This window comes from Hymenobacter sp. FMD4 (genome assembly GCF_058932745.1).
The window spans coordinates 77,813-94,661 of record NZ_JBZYWH010000010.1; the positions used below are offsets into that span (position 1 = coordinate 77,813).

A 16,849-nucleotide genomic window follows, 5' to 3' on the forward strand; every position below is an offset into this window, starting at 1 on the left:
TTGCACGCGGTAGCCCAAGGATGCGTTGGCGCGCAGGGAGTCGGTGGAAGTCAGCACGTACACATAGCCGCGGCTGTCGGCGCCGATTTCTGCAGTCCCGGCAGGTAAAACAAGGGCCCACTGGCCGCTTGCGTGGGCCGTGCGGCGCAGCAGGTACACCGGCTGCTCCCCGGAACAGCAGGCCCGCAGCGTGTCCCGGCCCCACCGCGTTTCCCGCTTGATTGTGCCGAGGGCGTAGCAGCCCATCCGGGTGGGATGCGCCGCCAGCTTGCTGACCTCTACCCCCTGCATTACCTCGCCCCAGCGCACCCGGGCGGCCGTGGTGTCCGGCGGCCGGCTTTGACCCCGGCAGGGCGCCAAGCATAGCCACATTACCAAAACGAGGGCCGCGTGGGCAAAACTCATAAGCTGGTGGCAAAACAAGAGGTTAGCGCAAGGCAAAACTTCGCTGCTCATCAGCAGCCGGCAAAGATTCCCGAGGGTGGCAAGCTACGCGAAACCGGTGGATAGCCTCCCTCATTTCACCAAACTTGGGTTAGCCAGCCTTCCTGCCGCACCCGTTAAAACCACCGGGGCCGGGTTAAATGAGACCTAGACTTGGGATGGGATGGGTCATCGTCGGGCGGGCCTGGCGGGCGAGTAAGCGGTGCGCCGCGGAAGGCGACGGCAAAACCGGTGGGCGAATCATTGTTTTCGACCAGGCGTAGCACTACTTGCATTATCGGCCAAGCAGTGGTGACTAGGGTAGCCAGCAGCAGGCAAGGAGCAGCGGCTACCCACCTAGTCAAGAGCAGTCAATAGCATCTAAATGGCCTCCAGCCCCGGCAAGCCGAGCAAACTAGCGGCACGGCGGGCCACAGTTTTGACACTGGCGACATCCGGGCCAGTGATTGTCAAATGGCCCATCTTCCGGCCGGCGCGCGCCTGCAACTTGCCGTACAGGTGCAGGTGCGTTCCCGGCAGGCTCAGCACGGCGGCCCAGTCCGGCTCCCGCCGCCCGCCGCTGGCGTCCAGCCACACCTCGCCCAGCAGGTTAAGCATGATGGCCGGGGAATGCTGGCGCGGCTGCGGCAAGGGCAAGCCCGCCATGGCATGGACCTGCAAGTCAAACTGCGACGCGTCACAGGCGTCAATAGTGTAGTGACCGCTGTTGTGCGGGCGCGGGGCCATTTCGTTGACCACCAAGCCGCCGTGCGCGCTGCCGTCGTCCACCACAAAAAACTCGACGCACAGCACCCCGACGTAGCCCAGCTGCTGCGCGATGGAAACGGCCGCCTCGCGGGCCCTGGTTGCCAGGGCGGGCGGCATATTGCCTTCGAACGCGTGGGTGACGGCCAAAATGCCATCGACGTGCACGTTGCGCTGCGGGGCGAAGCTGACCACCTGCCCGTCCCTGCCGCGCGCCACCAGCACCGAACACTCGGCGGTGAGCGGCAGCATTTTTTCCAGCACGCAGGCGACGCTGCCCAGCTGCACCCAGGCGGTGGCCAGCTCCGCGGGGGTCTTGACGCGGACCTGGCCCTTGCCGTCGTAGCCCAGGCGCGCGGTTTTCAAGATTCCGGGCAGCAAATCCGGCCGGTCGGCCTGGACGGACTGCAGCTGGGCCGGCGTTTCAATCGCTGCGTAGGGCGCGCAACTCACCCCAGACACGTTGGCGCAGGCCGCAAAGTGGGCTTTTTCCTCGATGCGGTTTTGGGCAATGCCCACCACGGCCGCACCCGGCGCCACGGGGCGGGTCAGCGCCAGCGTTTGCAGGGCCTGGGCCGGCACGTTTTCAAACTCGGTGGTGATGGCCTGGCACAGCTGGGCCAATTGCGCCAGCCCGGCCGGGTCGTTGTAGTCGGCCTGGATTTGGTGGTGACTTACCCGCCCAGCCGGGCTTTGCGCGTCCGGGTCCAGCACGGCGGTGAAGTATCCCAGGCGTTGGGCGGCATGCACAAACATCCGGCCCAGCTGGCCGCCCCCCAGCACCCCCAGGGTGGCCCGCTGGCCCGCGGCATCCTCGCTGCCCGGGAAAACCGGGGTCATGGCGGCAGTATAATTTTCGGCACTCATACCGGCAGCGTCATGGCGCGGGCGGCCTCGGTTTGTTCGGCACGAAACGCCTGCAGCTTGGCCGCCAGGCCCGGGTCGTGCAGGGCCAGCAGGCTAACGGCAAACAACGCGGCGTTGGCCGCTCCGGCAGTGCCAATGGCAAACGTGGCCACGGGCACTCCTTTGGGCATCTGCACGATGCTGTGCAGCGAGTCTACCCCCTGCAAATGGCGACTGGCTACCGGCACCCCCAGCACGGGCAGCGTGGTTTTGGCGGCCATCATGCCCGGCAAGTGGGCGGCCCCGCCCGCGCCGGCGATGATGGCTTGCAAGCCGCGCGGACCGGCTTGTTCGGCGTAGGCAAACAAGTCGTCGGGCATGCGGTGGGCTGACACCACGCGCGCTTCGTGGGCCACGCCAAAGTGCGCGAGCATCTGCACGGCGTGCTGCATGGTGTCCCAGTCGCTGCTGGAGCCCATGACCACGCCGATCAGGGGTTTGGGGGTATTGGAGGGGGAGAGAGTACTCATTGAATTTATTTGGTCACCATGCTGAGCTTGTCGAAGCCTCTCTACCGCTTTTCTGTTGTAAGAGACATTCCCTCATGCAATTGAAATAGATGATGGCCGCAATGTTCAGTGAAAACGGCTGTTTCTTTGAACTCAGGCGCCTCAATGGCAAATGCATATCTGAACTCCACTTTCGAGTCGTCTTCGAACTCAATGCGCACCATGCTGTTTACAAGAAAGTCAGAAGCACTGAGCGTTTCATGGTTACTCCCTTTCGCCGTCAGGTAATCTCGCAGCTTGATTTTCCAACGTTCAGGTAAATCCGAGTGGCGCATCTAGGCAGTGATGTTAGGGATGCATTAGCGTCATCTGAACGTGAGCAACGAAGCGGTAGAGATGCTTCGATAAGCTCAGCATGACGTTCTTTTTCAGCTATGCTCCACTAGCTGCTCGCGCTCCAGCAGGATTTCCGTACCCAGAATCACCATATCCACCCGGCCTTGCAGCGTCTGGTCGATGAAGGGCGTGTTCTGGGATTTGGATTTCATGAATTCCTTCGTGAAGGTCGTTTCCGCTTCGGTATCGAACAAGACGCACTCAGCTTGCTGGCCGACTTCGATGGTGGGTACCGGCAGGCCCATCAGGCGGCGGGGTTCCGCCGAATAGCGCTTCACCACCAGGTCCCACCCGAATTTCTCGAGCCGCACAAAATAGTGGTAGAGCGACACCAGGGCCGTTTCCAAACCGGTAATGCCGTTGGGTGCGCTGATGAAGTCTTGCGCTTTTTCGAACGGCGTGTGCGGCGCGTGGTCCGTGGCAATAAGGTCGAATACGCCTTCCTTGAGCCCTTCGAGCAGCGCATCGCAATCCGCTTGCGTGCGCAGCGGCGGGTTCATTTTATAGTTCGTGTCGTAGTCGCCGATGTGCTCGTCGGTGAACAGCAGGTGGTGCGGAGCTACTTCCGCCGTGACTTTCACGTCGCCGCGGGACTTCCACCAGCGAATAGTCTCCATGCCGAGCTTGCTCGACACGTGCTGAATGTGAATGTGTGCTCCCGCCGCCCGGGCCAGGCGAATGTCGCGGTCGATGATGATTTCCTCCGCGCAAGCCGGCGACCCTTTGATGCCGAGCCGGTAACTCATCACCCCTTCGTTCAGGGCGCGCGGGCCGGCCAGTTCCGGCACTTCGCAGTGGCTGGCGAAAAACATCCCGAACTCAGTGGCGTACTGCATGGCCCGCAGCAGCACCGCCGGGTCGTTGGTGGTATCCCCGTCGTCGGTCAGCATTTTCACCCCGAGCATGCGCATGCCGTCGATTTCGGCCAACTCTTTGCCCTCGCGATTCTTGGTGACGCAGCCGGAGGTGTACACCGGAATGCGGGCCTTGCGCTGGGCGCTTTCCAATACTGTTGATACCACCGCCGCCGAGTCGATAGCCGGGCGGGTGTTGGGCATCATCACCACGCCGGTCACGCCGCCGTTGATGGCCGCTTCGCTGCCGGTGGTAATGGTTTCCTTGTTTTCAAAGCCGGGGGCGCGGAAATGAACGTGGGCGTCAAACATGGCCGGCATGAGAACCCGGCCGCGCGCGTCGATGACGCGGGCGCCCTCGGGCACAGCCAGGTTCGGACCGATTTCCTGAATTTTTCCTTCGACAATCAGGACGTCGCCCTCGAGAAGTGCTGGTGAATGTTCGGAGGCGATGCGGGCGTTTTGAAGAAGAAGCATGGAGGGTTGATTGCGGTAAACCGGCAATGGGTGATGGGAAGTCCTGGCTTTTGGAGATGCAAATAAAGAGCGAAATCAGCCGTCGCCTGCGGCGCAAGGCGGGGACCGGGGGCTAGGCCGTAAGGTGCGGAAGCGGGGCAAAAGACCGCTCAAAAGTCGGTTCCGACTTCGGGGCTTCCCCGCCCGGCGTGAGCCAGTCGAGCACGGCCATGCGCACGGCAATGCCATTTTCGACTTGGTTGTTGATCAGGCAGCGCTCATAGTCCATAACGGCGTCGCACAGCTCCACGCCCCGGTTCACGGGGCCGGGGTGCATGAGGTAGAGGCCGCGCTGGCGGATTTCCTCCAGCCGCGTGTTGGTGATGCCGTAGAGCCGGTGGTATTCCCGCAGGCTAGGGAAGAACTGCACGTCCTGGCGCTCCATCTGCACGCGGAGCAGGTACACGAAATCGGGCGCCCAGGCCATGGCCGCGTCGTAGTTGGTGAAGCGGCGGATGTTTTCCGGGCCGTGCTTGGGCACCAACGAGCCCGGGCCGAGGTAGGCCACTTCGAGGCCCAGCTTTTTCAGCAGGTTGCTGGTGGAGCGCGCGACGCGGGAGTGGAGAATATCCCCGATGATGAGGACCTTTTTGCCCCTAGGATCGGGAAATTTCTCCTTGATGGTAAAGGCGTCCAGCAGGGCCTGGGTCGGGTGCGCGTGCGCCCCGTCGCCGGCATTGATAACCGAAGCCTTGGTCAGGCGGGCAATCATGCCGGGCAGGCCGGACCGACCGTGACGGACGACGATGTAGTCGGTGCGCATGGCCTGGAGCGTCTCGACCGTCTCGCGCACCGATTCTCCCTTGGTGATGGAGGATTGGGCGACGTCAAAATTCGTTACCTCGGCGGAAAGGCGTTTGGCCGCGACTTCGAAGGAGGTATGCGTCCGGGTGCTGGGCTCATAGAACAGCATAAGCACGGACTTGCCCTCGAGGGTGGGGACTTTCTTCACCGAACTGGTGAACTGTTCTTTAAAGGAGGTGGATTGGTCGAGCAGGAACTCGATTTCCTCACGGTGAAGAGATGCGATGTCGAGCAGGTCTTTACGTGCCATACCGGAGTTGAGGAAAAGTGAGGTCGACTAGCTAAAACGGACGGGGTGAAGGCTGATTTGCCAGTACCCATGATGGGGCACCTGGCGGCCGGTGCGGGCCTAGGCGCTGGTGGCCGCAGCCCCTGGAGGTGAGGTTGCTGGCGTCCAAAAGAGGTTTGCGTTGCGCTTTTGAGCAATGCACGGGCTGCGGGGCGGCAGCCAACGAACCCAATGGACATAAAAAAACCGTTTCGAAATCCGAAACGGTAGCGGGGCAACACCCAGAAAAAACAACGGAAACGCTAGAGTCAAAATCGGGAAAACCGATGGCGGCGAAGACCTCGCGGTCCACTCGCGGTTCCCTGCCGAGCAGGAGGGTCCCACGCTTCATCAACAAGTTGTTTGGTTGAAGCACGATGCAAAACTAAAGCATTGTTGCTCCCGACACCACATCGTGGCCGTTGATTTTTTTCGACTTGGCCCAACACGGAGCGCTTCAACCCTCGCTGGTTGAGCAGGAGGGCTGATCAAAGCTCAAAGCCGTGCGTTTAGCCTGCATTATCCCTTAACCGGTGCCCCCGTGAGAGTGGACCTAATGCCGTTCGGCACTGTAGCCGGCGAAGACACAGACGTACAATTTGCGGGTCTAGGAAGGCAACATATTTCGACCGTGAGCTTCACGGAATTACTGGCTGAGCCGCCTTAGGTCCTGGGCGATCCGTCGTACTATGGGGCGCCCAGCAACTTATAAAAGCTTTCCTTTTGCACCGGGCATCCTTTCGGGTTGGCTTATAAAACTTTTCCTTTCATAACGGCCGTCACCAGCCAGCTTATGAAACCTTTCCTTTCGCGGCCTTGGACTATGGTTGATGGTGGCGCAAGCGAATAGGCGGGAAGGCTTATCAAACCTTTCTTTTCGTTCGGGCCGCTTGCTTCTGACTTATAAAACCTGCCCTTTCGGGGCCCTTTTGACTGTCCTCTCTCCAATTCACGCGCTGCCGTTCTGCGGAATTGGGCTGGTAAGCGCGTGTTAGCCAGCTCTGTGGTAAGGAGGCCGAAATATTTTTTGCTGAGAATGTGGAAAAAAGATGGTAGCGGCATCCTCTTCCTGAGCGATCATCCTGAGCCCAATGGCGGGGTGCTTATCGCTTGCCGAACCCCAGGCTGTTCTCCTTATGAAAGCACTACTGCTCAATCTCCTGTTGTTGTTTCCTCTACTGGCCAGCGCCCAGTCCTTTGCCGTCAGGGGAGTGGTTCGCGCCAAAGTTGATCGGGTGGGGCTGCCCGGCGTCACCATCGTCGAGAAGGGAACCACCTCGGGCACCTCCACCGATGCACAAGGCCGCTTCCGCTTCGTGACCACCGGCCCCGCCCCCCGGCTGCTGATTTCCTCCGTGGGCTATGTTGCCCGCGAGGTAACCATCACCCGAAACGAAGACTCCCTGGTGGTGCTGCTCGAGCAGGATTCGAAAGCCCTCTCCGAGGTCGTGGTCGTTGGGTACGGTTCGGCTTCCCCGCGCTGGGAGATAAGCGGAGCCGTTTCCGCCCTGGAGGGGCGCGTGGAGGGCGTGCGCATCCGCGGCGCCAGCAGCAAGGCAGCCCGCCCTGCACCAGTAGCCAAACGGGATGGGCCGCGGGTCCGGGCCGGGGTGCTTACCGCCGGGGAGGTCAACGATTTTGGCAAGTGGCTGCTCTGGCCGGACATCGCCCAGCAGGACCTGAGGGAGTGGCGCCACCGCTGGCGCATCAGCCCGGTGCAGCGCTATGCGGCGCAGCTGCTTACCATGGAAGGCTTTCCGGTGGTGGGGGCGGTTGTGCAGCTGAAAGATTCCCGCGATTCGGTGATCTGGCAGGCCCGAAGCGACAATACCGGCAACTGTGAGCTTTGGAGCAACCTGTTTACCGGCGGGCCGGAGCAATCCGCTGCTTCCCTGCACGCGGTCGTGGACGGGAAAAGCTATTCGCTCAGCCGCCCCACGCGGTTTCACGAGGGCATCAACGTGCTGCGGATTCAGCGGCCCTGCCAGGCGCCGGCGGTGGTCGACATCGCGTTCGTGGTGGACGCCACCGGCTCGATGGGCGACGAGATTGAGTACCTGCAAGCCGAGCTCCGGGATGTCATGGCCACTGTAAAGGATTCGTTGGCTTCCGCCACCATCAACCTGGGCAGCGTTTTCTACCGGGATGCCGGGGACGAGTACGTGACCCGGAGCACCCCCCTCAACCCGAACATCGGGCAGACGCTGGACTTTATCCGCCGCCAGCAAGCCGGTGGCGGGGGCGACACCCCTGAAGCCGTCGACCAGGCCCTGACCGAAGCGTTGAACAACCTGGGCTGGAGCGAGCACGCCCGGGCCCGGCTCTTGTTTCTGATCCTGGACGCGCCGCCCCACGAAGACCCGCAGGTGCTGGCCTCCCTGCAGCAATCCATCCGCCGGGCGGCTGCCAAAGGCATTCGTATCATTCCCATCGCAGCCAGCGGCATCGACAAAAGCACGGAATACCTGATGCGCTCCGCGGCCCTGGCCACAAACGGCACGTACGTGTTTTTAACCGACGACAGCGGCGTCGGCCATGCCCACCTGAAGCCCACGACGGACAAGTTTGACGTAGAGCGGCTCAATACCTTGCTGGTTAAGCTCGTGGCCAGGTATGCCTACACGGCCCCCTGTCAGGTAGCGGGCACCCGCCAGGCAAGCCCGGCTGACTTGCTTGCCAGCTCGCCCCATTCGAAGCCCGTGCGGGATACCGGCACCACCCGCCGGGGAAAAGGGTACGTCTGGAAGTGTTACCCCAATCCGACGTCCGACGTGCTGCACGTCGAGCTGGACGGTGAGATCAAAGAGCTGTTTGTCTGCGATGTCACCGGTAAAGTTCTGCTGCGGGCCGCGCCCGCTCAGCGCAAGGTTACCCTGCAACTGAGCAGCTTTCCCATAGGCCTCTACTTTGTGACCTTTTTCACGGGCGAAAAATGGGAGAAAGTAAAGTTTATGGTTAATCGCTAGCGCCCCCCTGGTCTTAGCGTAACGCCCTACAGCCGGGCCCTTCATGAATACCCGTATCTCGCTTGCTTTAGCTAATAGCAGCTTAAAAGAAGTTACCAGCCGATGAGAGCCGCGGAGCAGCTGTTCGTGCGCTAAGTATTGCATCAGCTTGCCAACGGCTTCCCCCGCGTTGTGGGCAGCTCTCGCGTGGCATGAAGTGGGTAACGGAGCGGACAAGTACAGCACGACGATCCCGAAAGAGAATTCGGGTACTAGTACGAAATTATTGGCTTGGCCTGTTAGGCACGCATCCCTTTCTGGATTTTAGCTCTCCTGTTCAGGCACGCTTTGCAATCCTTCAAGCAGGGCTTTGCAAGGTCAACGTCCATGATGCGGCGCCGCGTGGCGGGGCCTAATGCGGCATCCAACTACAGGTCCCGAGCAACGGCGCCGACCAAGAAAAAATCCAATCCTAGCTTTTGCATACCGCGCGTGAGAGCGGGCAGTACTTGGTCAAGGCCGGTGGGAAAGCGCCGCTCAGGCGGGATGGTGGAGATATCGAGCATAGAGTTTCTGGGCGACTTCGCGGTTGCGGACGTCGCCGCTGAGCAGCAGGTCGGCGTAGACCAGCAGCGGCGGAACGCATTGGCTGGTCGGGTGGGTGAAGTTCAGACGGTCGTCGAAGGGTGTCAGCACCTCTACCGGGCCGGTGGGGTCCGGGATGAGCCGCAATTGGCGCATTAGGGCGGGACGGGTGGCGGTGCTGTAGAGGGTGAAGAACTCCGGGAGCAGGTAGCCGTCGAGCAACAGAGCCGCGGCCGGCTCGCCGCCCCAGTGGGTATCGGCGCCCAAGGGCAACTGTTGCCAGCCACCGGCGGCCGCGTCGGGCGTAGCCCAGCGGTAGCGCTGAGCGGGCTGGCGGGGCCGCAAGGTGTCGCCGTAGCCTTCGACCCAGCGGCGGATGAGCTCGTCAATGCGCAGGAGCTGGCGCGGCTCTTCGTCGAGCAAGTAGCCTTGCTGCATGAGGTCGCGCATGATGAGGCCCACCGTGGCCACGGGCGTGTCGGTGCGGGCGGCGATGGTGCGGTAGGGCTGGCGGACCAGCTCGGGCTCGGTAAGCAGGTGGAAGAGCACGCGTAGGCCGCTGCGGCGAAAGGCGCGGCCGTGGGCCGGGTCGGCGTCGGGCTTGGGCTTCTTGGGTTTGGGCCGGCCCTGCACCAGTACGAACAGGTCGGCGGCGGGGTGGTGCAGCCAGGCGTTGCCGGCGGCATCGGCGTAGCAGAGGCCGTGACGGCGCAGTTCCTCTCCTATTTCTTCGGTTACGTAGGGCAGCAGCAACACCCAAGGATGACCGGGCGGGTGAGGTACATAAGCTTGCAGGGGAGTTATTTTCTGTAAGTATACGTCCTTGGCCACGACCGTAAAGGTGGCTTGCTGCCCGACGGTTAGCGTGTGCTGATGCGGCTCATCCGTCGTGATACGAATCAGCAGATTCTTGCCTAACACGCTTTTCATAGCCGCTTTGACCTGGGCAAGCAAGGGCGGCGCTGTTGCTCTTTGTCTATTCTTTTCCACGTGTCTACTTTACGTAGACAAGGTAATAAAAGTAGACAACACCGGCTTGACCAGGCGAGAGTACTGGGCAGTTCCGCTCAAGGCAAGCATTGTGCTGCAGCTTTAAACCAGCCCAAACCCCTACTCCATAGTATATCAGGCTGCAGTAGTTGACTACGAGGCCAAGCAAGGCCAATGATAGGTATCGAACATCATTGATGACCGGCCATAGGTTCAGATAACTTTTAATCGGAACCTACTCAACCTTGATGATCATTACAGCACCATCGAGCTCTCCAGGTTTTACATCAGCCTAACCTTACTTAGGCAACATGAGTGAGGCCCCGAGCCTTAACCTAGACGCGCGAGAAGTTCAAACAGCGGCTGATTTACGTAGTAATTCGAATTAACCTGCTTGCGCTTAACCAAGATGCCGTCTTCGGCTAGTTTGTTTAAGTAACTGGCGGCAGTAGGACGGCTCACATTGAGTTCCTGCTGTAAGAATTCGATGCGGGTATAGGGGTGTCGGTATAAATTATTGAGCAGGTCCTGGCTGTAAAATTTATAAGTGCGCAGTTGTTGTTTGGTTTGCTGCATCAGACTGCGCATTTCGGTAATCAGTACTATACTTTCGCGGGCTGTTTGCTCGATGCCCTCCAGCATGTAAAGTAGCCACGGCTCCCAGGCACCGGTATCGCGCACCGCTTGTAGATAGTTGTAGTAATCAGCTTTGTTATGCGTGATGAAGCGACTTAAGTAAAGCACTGGAATATCCAGCAGTTTTTTAAGTACAAGGTATAGGATGTTGATGATGCGCCCGGTACGTCCGTTTCCATCATAAAATGGGTGGATGCTCTCAAACTGAAAATGCAGCACAGCCATCTTTACCAGTGGGTCGGCGTCGTGCAAGGAATCATCGTTGAGATACTGCTCCAGATTCCCCATCAGGTCAAGGATGGTTGCCGGGTCTTGTGGTGGCGTGTACACCAGCTCCCCACGTTGATTTTTAAGTGTAGTTCCTGGCAGCTTGCGGTAGCCCCCGTTATCGCGTTTCAATTCTTCCTGTATTTGGGCAATGTGGTTGGCACTCAGAAAACCGAATTGCTGTACTAAGCGCGTGCCCAGGCGCAGGGCCGCTGCGTAGCGTTGCACCTCTTTGGCAGCCTGTGATACCCCTAGATTAAGCTCAGCGTTAAAGAGCTCATCGTGAGTAGTGACGATGTTTTCAATTGCTGAACTGTCTTTTGCTTCTTGCAACGGCAGTGTATCAAGCAGAATGCTTTCGTTAGGGATTGCGGCGACCAGACCCTTGAGCTCTGCTAAAGCACGGTGGGCCGCAGGCAGCTTTTTTAGTACAGCTCGCGTTTCCAGTTCTAATGCAGGCGGAAGTGCGGAGGGTTGCCAGTTTGTTTGCACGTAGAATAAGTACTAGCAGGAAGAGAGCAAATTTAGCTATGTAAAGAAACTTGATTTTTCTTTACATAGGATCCTGATCTATATTAAACAAATGGGGGGTTTCTTAACATAGGTGATACAACCAGCCTCGCTTGAGGAATACGACTACCAATCCAATGGAAAAATCATAAGGTCCGATAATGTTTACTTATCGCCGTTCAACGCCGCCATGCAGGTTTGAAACAGCTGTCAACCACTGCATAATGTTGAATAGCATAACGGATTGGAACCAGCCCATTGCTTCTGAAAAGGCTACTTTACTTCTAGTCCTTGAGTTAATGCGCCAACCGGTCTTGTTCCACACGTTGCATTTTGATCTACGCTTCAGCTTCCCAGATAGTCAGCTGTTGACCGGCCACCGTACTTCGAATCCCATCGGCTGATAAAGCTCGCGGCAATTGTTAGTATTACGGTTAGCCCTTCATCGATGCTGTTTCTTAGTAGGCAATACCCGATTCATTTATCGCTTTAGCGGATCGTTTACCGCGTACATGCGGCCGCGCAGCGGGCCGCTCTGCATCAGGTTAATCACTGGCTTACCGCCCACAATTGGCTGGTGGGCTACTACTTGGTGGAGTACGAGCAGTACGAGCAGCACGGGCAGGACCGGGCCGTCTACGGCGGCCAGCTTATCCTTCAACTCGCCCGCGAATTACGCGTTCGCCGCGTCTGCGGACTTTCGCCTACCAACCTGAAGTTGTGCCGGCAGCTTTACCACGCGTACCCTGCGCTGTTGCATTCCCAAGCGGCGGCTCTGCAGGCGGCGGGTCACGCGCTGCCGGCAATTAGTCAGACACTGTCTGACCAATTGCCGAACCAGTCGCAGAAGTACCCTGCGGACCCGGCGTTGCTGCAGCGGTTGAGCTTTTCGCATTTTATCGATTCACTAGCCCTGGACACTCCGCTACAACGGGCGTTTTACGAGGTACAGGTGGTGAAAAACAACTGGTCGGTTCGAGAGCTCGAGCGGGCCATCGATTCAGTTTTGTACGAGCGAACAGGTTTGTCCTCCGACAAGGAGGCGGTGCTGGTCCGGCACGCGGGCGCACACCCACTGCGGCCCGATGACATCGTCAGGAACCCATACGTGCTCTAGCTTCTCGGCTTGGAGCAGCGGGCGAGCTACAGCGAAAGCGAGCTGGAGCAGGCCATCATCGACCACTTGCAGACCTTCCTGATGGAGCCCCGCCGCGGGTTCTGCTTCGAACTGGACGATAGGTGCTCGTTGTCGAACGTCTCAGCCTCAAAGTGTGGCTCTGGCTGGCCCTGTGCCGGCGTACGCGCCATGTCGTGGCCTACGTGTTGGGCTGCCGCGGCAAGCGCACCGCCCGCAAGCTGTGGCGCCGCCTACCGCCAGAATACCGCCGCGCTTGGTGCTACACCGACTTGTGGGAGGCGTACACCTGCGTCATTCCGTGGCGCCAGCACCCACCGGCGACGTGCCGCGGCACCACCAACCACGTCGAGCGGCTCAACGCCACGCTGCACGCCCGCCTCGGCCGGCGGGTGCGCAAATCCTTATCCTTCTCCTGCTCTTTGAAGCTGCTCGACGCAGGCGTACACCTGTTCTTACACGACTACAACCGCACTCGTCAGCCTACCTGAGCCACTACCAAAAATCATGCTCGGGAGTAAGATAAGCTCTTTACCCTTGCTTCACAGCGGCTGGAATGACGTAGCATTGTGTTTAGTATTACTGCCGAGCTACATTCACCGATTTAATAAATTTTCGGATAGCTGTTGGCGCAGTAATTCCTGCTTAGCCTTTCTTTTGCTATGATACATACCCTACTGCTAGCCTGCACCTTACTGCACGTCTTACCAGCAATCGGAGTTAACAATCTCACCACCAGCTCTAATCGAGTTGTTGCCAAGCCCGTTTACCTGTGCATGAGCAAGTCGTCCGGCACGTATCATACCAGCAGCAAGTGTACCGGACTAAACCTTTGCTCCCGAAAAGTGCGAGCGATTACGCTGCGGGAAGCGCAGGACTTAGGCAAGAGGGCTTGCCGGAACTGCCACTAAGCCAAGCCAATTGGCCTGTCGTCTTTTTCACGCCGGAAAGGATCCGTTTCTGCCAAAGAAGCACGCCAGCGCCATGCTGCTAGCAAGCACCAGCAGAAGCGAGAGTTGAAGCAATCATTTCCCGGTGCTGGCAACCGTACGCATAATTGACGCAGCCGTAGAACTGCCGCCCGGTCGAAAGCGACCGGCGCGTGACTAGATCGGCCGTCCGGCAACGCGGGCACTTGCGCACGGCGGCCTGCGGAGAGTTTGCTTCCAGCTCAGCAATGAACTTGGACTTGTAAGCGGGATCCGCAACCAGGATCACCTGCTGTTTGGCACGGGTAAGGGCCACGTAAAAAAGCCGCCGCTCCTCGCCGTTTTCGTACTGGTCCGCCTCACTTAGCAAAAGTCCGAGGACAGGATCGTCCGACATTTCGGACGGAAAGCCAAACTTGCCGGAGTTGCAGTTTAGGATGATGACAATATCACCCTCCAGGCCCTTGGACTTGTGCACGGTGAGAAAAGGCAGGTGCAAGACGGCCGGTGTACCCTGCGGGCTTTGGTAGGCGTAGGTTAGCGTGCCGGTCTGCTCGTTGAAGCCGAAGGACTTGCACCGGTTTTTGATGCGATGGCGATCAAAGGCATACCGGCCCAACACCAGGATCTCTTTTTGCTCGAGGTGGGGCTCCGAAGCGATTAGCCCGTCGAGGATGCGCTTCAGCGCGTCCGTGTCGTCCTGTTCCACGGCGCTGTGGTACACAATATGGTAGTCCGTGCGCCGACCCGGACTACCGCTGCGCAGTGCTTTGGGCGTCTGGTTAGGATTCTTAGTGATAAAACGGCTCGATTCGCTAATGAGCGGCTCGTGAAACCGGTAGGTGGTTTCAATTCGTGACTTCAGGGTATGGCCGAAGTACTGTTCGAAATCCCGGAACAGGGAAAGGTCGCTGCCGGCGAAGCGGTATATGGATTGCCAGTCGTCCCCCACGCAGAACAGCTTGCACTGCGGGCTCTGGTCCTTAACGGCTTTGATGAGTTGGTAACGGCTTTGGGAGATGTCCTGGAATTCGTCGATGATGACGTAATCAAACGTCTTTTGATAGGCGCCGGACCGCAGGTAGGCCGTTGCTTTGTTGATTAGATCGCTGAAGTCAATCTCCCGGCGTTTGGCCAGCATCTGCTCGTAGCGTTCGAATACGGGCTGTACGAGCGCCAGAAACTTTTGATTTCGCTGCCGCTGCGCCTTGTGGCTGGCTTGAATTCGGCGCTGCACATCCGCTACCGTGTAGTTGTTGGACTTGAGCAGCGTGATAAAGGTTTGCAGCAGGGAGGTAAAGCTGTTGACTTCTTCTTCGGCCGCGGCGCTAATGATCTCCCATTTAGCTTCGGGGCTTTTGGGCCGGAGCACAATGCCGTGCTGCTCCAGCCGGGCCTGTAGGTTGGCAAAGAGGGTGCCCTCAAACATCTCGTAGCTATACGATTCTAGCAGCACGGTCCGGTGCTGATCGCTCGTTTGTCGGGCCCAGGCCATTTTGCGCTGGTACCGGTTGCGAGCCACTTCCAGGGGCTGCCCTGGGTGGGCGAAGAAGTGCGGCACATTGCCCTCCCGGTCTACGCCGAAGTGCTCTAGGTAGACAGTTTTGTTTCCCTGCCGAATCGTAAAATCCGGCTTCCATTGCGCATGGTTTAGGGTCGCCGTCTCGTGCGGGTAGGGCGCCTCGTATTCGTACTCAACCCCGTTGAAGAGCAGGAAATTGGCGATGTGGCATTCCTCCACGCTTTTAACCACCTCCTGCCGGTAGGTGAGTTTGCCGTTGTGCTGACGCGGGATGCGCTTGTAGGAGCGGAAGTTATTGTCCTTCAGGTGCTGGATGTAGTCGCCCTGGTTGTTAAACTCATCCCAAGCTTTTACGGGCTTAAGGTTTTGCAAAAAGTAGGAGGTTACCTGCTCGGCGTACGCCGGCTCCTGCATCAACGCGTTGAAGGTAGCGCTGATAAACGCCGGAAACTGGCTCTCGTCGTAAAGTGATGGTTGTTTTCCTTCCACGGCGCATATGATGTCTTTACCAAACTTGTGGAAGGTCCGGGGCTCAATGCCGGCCACGCCGATGCGATCGGCCAGCGTCGTAGCCGACATATTGGTAAACGAGATAAGCAATACGTTACCGGGCGCGGTTCCGTAGCGATCTAGCACGTATTTCACCTTACCGATGATGGTGGTGGTCTTACCCGAACCGGCGCCGGCGATAATCAGGCTGTTGTCCTCATCGCTGACAATGGCCGCTCGCTGCTGCTGGTCGAGGCTGCGGCCCTCCACGTGGCTGAATAAATAGTCGTACTGCTGCAGCTCCTGCGCAATGACATGGGCATTGAACGCCTGACGCTGCGGCTCGCCCTGCTCCTGGTGCTGGATAAAGTCGTTGATGACACCCTGTTCCGCCGCGGTCAAATCATTAGAGCCAACCAAGGCAGTTTGTACTTCCTTATGCAGACCTACGTGCCTGTTTTTCCACTCACCAAGGCGGCTGTGGGTTAAATAGCCGGCGGCAGGGTTGGTGAGCAACCTGAACTCCGCTTCCGCCTGCTCAATACCTACTAGGGCAACGCGCAGCTGGGAGCTGCGATCCCGTCGTTTGTTGCGGGTAGCGACCTGCCGAAACCCGAATAAACCAAGTAGGAGGCTGGCCAATCCCACGGTGGAGGCGACCAGCGCATAATTCCCGGATGATGGTGCTACTGCGGCCTCCGAATCCGGTGAGGGAGGGGCAGGTCGGCAGTCCTGCAGGCGGCAGAGGCGGCGGCCCAGTTTCCGCGCCTTCGCCCTGGTGCTTTTCCGAATGCTTCTTGAACATTCATTCAGCCCCACGCACAAGCGGTTAGTGTGATAAGCAGCGCTCCGCTTGCTTTGACACAGGTAAATAGTGGTTGAGGCAGTTTCCTCGTTTACGTCGCTTTGAGCAAGTAAGGAGGGTATGGGCGTGCTCAGCAATAGCAACGCGGCAACAGCAATAGACCGCATGAAGGGCAAGTAATTGTCGACTATATGGCGCAACGAAAGGATAAGTACAGTCGGCTGCAGGCCAGGGGCGCTTGGTGCAAGCCTACCAGCCGAAACACGGACCCAACAAACAGTTATGTGATTTAAGTCACGCCGTAAGGGTAGCTCGAATGTAGAGCTTAACAGGTTCAAAAACGAATCATGGGCTTCGGTTTGGGGATTTACTTGTTGCCATTAAAGCATTTTCGGAACCCAGTTGCCCATTCATACTTGTGGTGCTTCAGTCTCTCACTAGCTGATGACCATTCGCATCCCGGTGTACATCTGCGAGACCATCCGCAACTGCACTCTTTGTCGAGCACCGTCGACCTGCGCTTGTCTGGTCTATTGAGTCTAGTAGGATTACATTAATCACATTTATCTAGGATCCGATAAAGTTTACTTACTACAGTATACCATAAACGCTATCTTGAGTACAATTCAGTACCGATATCAGGTGCCTGGTTGGC

At 58.6% G+C, this 16,849-nt stretch carries 11 protein-coding genes; 3 read left to right on the plus strand and 8 right to left on the minus strand.

What is annotated here, in order from left to right; genetic code table 11:
- Nucleotides 1-804 precede the first annotated feature (804 nt).
- The 5 genes from AC5FXY_RS11500 to AC5FXY_RS11520 all read right to left on the minus strand — a co-directional run bounded on the left by AC5FXY_RS11500 (nt 805) and on the right by AC5FXY_RS11520 (nt 5,363).
- The gene (locus AC5FXY_RS11500; protein WP_493556820.1) at nt 805-2,028 is read right to left on the minus strand and encodes a 5-(carboxyamino)imidazole ribonucleotide synthase; all 1,224 of its coding nucleotides are present in this window, start codon (nt 2,026-2,028) and stop codon (nt 805-807) included.
- 23 nt (nt 2,029-2,051) lie between these two features.
- On the minus strand, nt 2,052-2,564 hold the full coding sequence (gene purE / locus AC5FXY_RS11505; RefSeq protein ID WP_493556821.1) for a 5-(carboxyamino)imidazole ribonucleotide mutase: 513 nt from the start codon (nt 2,562-2,564) through the stop codon (nt 2,052-2,054).
- 41 nt (nt 2,565-2,605) lie between these two features.
- Complete coding sequence (locus tag AC5FXY_RS11510) at nt 2,606-2,878, minus strand: hypothetical protein (RefSeq protein WP_493556822.1); 273 nt, start codon at nt 2,876-2,878, stop codon at nt 2,606-2,608.
- 93 nt (nt 2,879-2,971) lie between these two features.
- A complete protein-coding gene (locus AC5FXY_RS11515; protein WP_493556823.1) occupies nt 2,972-4,270 on the minus strand; it encodes a dihydroorotase in 1,299 nt (432 codons plus the stop codon).
- A gap of 112 nt (nt 4,271-4,382) precedes the next feature.
- Entirely contained in the window at nt 4,383-5,363 is a 981-nt protein-coding gene (locus AC5FXY_RS11520; RefSeq protein ID WP_493556824.1) for an aspartate carbamoyltransferase catalytic subunit, read from the minus strand.
- A 1,154-nt stretch (nt 5,364-6,517) separates the two neighbouring features.
- On the opposite strand from AC5FXY_RS11520, the gene AC5FXY_RS11525 reads away from it, so the two are divergent.
- The gene (locus tag AC5FXY_RS11525) at nt 6,518-8,347 is read left to right on the plus strand and encodes a carboxypeptidase-like regulatory domain-containing protein (RefSeq protein WP_493556825.1); all 1,830 of its coding nucleotides are present in this window, start codon (nt 6,518-6,520) and stop codon (nt 8,345-8,347) included.
- Nucleotides 8,348-8,863: 516 nt separating this feature from the next.
- Here the strand turns inward: AC5FXY_RS11525 and AC5FXY_RS11530 are convergent.
- Nucleotides 8,864-9,841, minus strand: coding sequence for a type IV toxin-antitoxin system AbiEi family antitoxin (locus tag AC5FXY_RS11530; protein ID WP_493556826.1), 978 nt, complete (start codon nt 9,839-9,841; stop codon nt 8,864-8,866).
- Nucleotides 9,842-10,231: 390 nt separating this feature from the next.
- Nucleotides 10,232-11,296, minus strand: a complete 1,065-nt coding sequence (locus AC5FXY_RS11535; protein WP_493556827.1) for a Fic family protein — start codon at nt 11,294-11,296, stop codon at nt 10,232-10,234.
- A gap of 514 nt (nt 11,297-11,810) precedes the next feature.
- Between AC5FXY_RS11535 and AC5FXY_RS11540 the strand changes: the two genes are divergently transcribed.
- Both AC5FXY_RS11540 and AC5FXY_RS11545 read left to right on the plus strand, forming a co-directional pair.
- Entirely contained in the window at nt 11,811-12,431 is a 621-nt protein-coding gene (locus AC5FXY_RS11540; RefSeq protein ID WP_493556879.1) for a DUF1016 N-terminal domain-containing protein, read from the plus strand.
- A gap of 122 nt (nt 12,432-12,553) precedes the next feature.
- On the plus strand, nt 12,554-12,940 hold the full coding sequence (locus AC5FXY_RS11545) for an IS1 family transposase (RefSeq protein WP_493556828.1): 387 nt from the start codon (nt 12,554-12,556) through the stop codon (nt 12,938-12,940).
- 499 nt (nt 12,941-13,439) lie between these two features.
- On the opposite strand, the gene AC5FXY_RS11550 is transcribed toward AC5FXY_RS11545, so the two are convergent.
- Nucleotides 13,440-16,031 (minus strand): UvrD-helicase domain-containing protein, encoded by a 2,592-nt coding sequence (locus AC5FXY_RS11550; RefSeq protein ID WP_493556829.1) that lies wholly within the window; start codon nt 16,029-16,031, stop codon nt 13,440-13,442.
- Nucleotides 16,032-16,849: the final 818 nt, after the last annotated feature.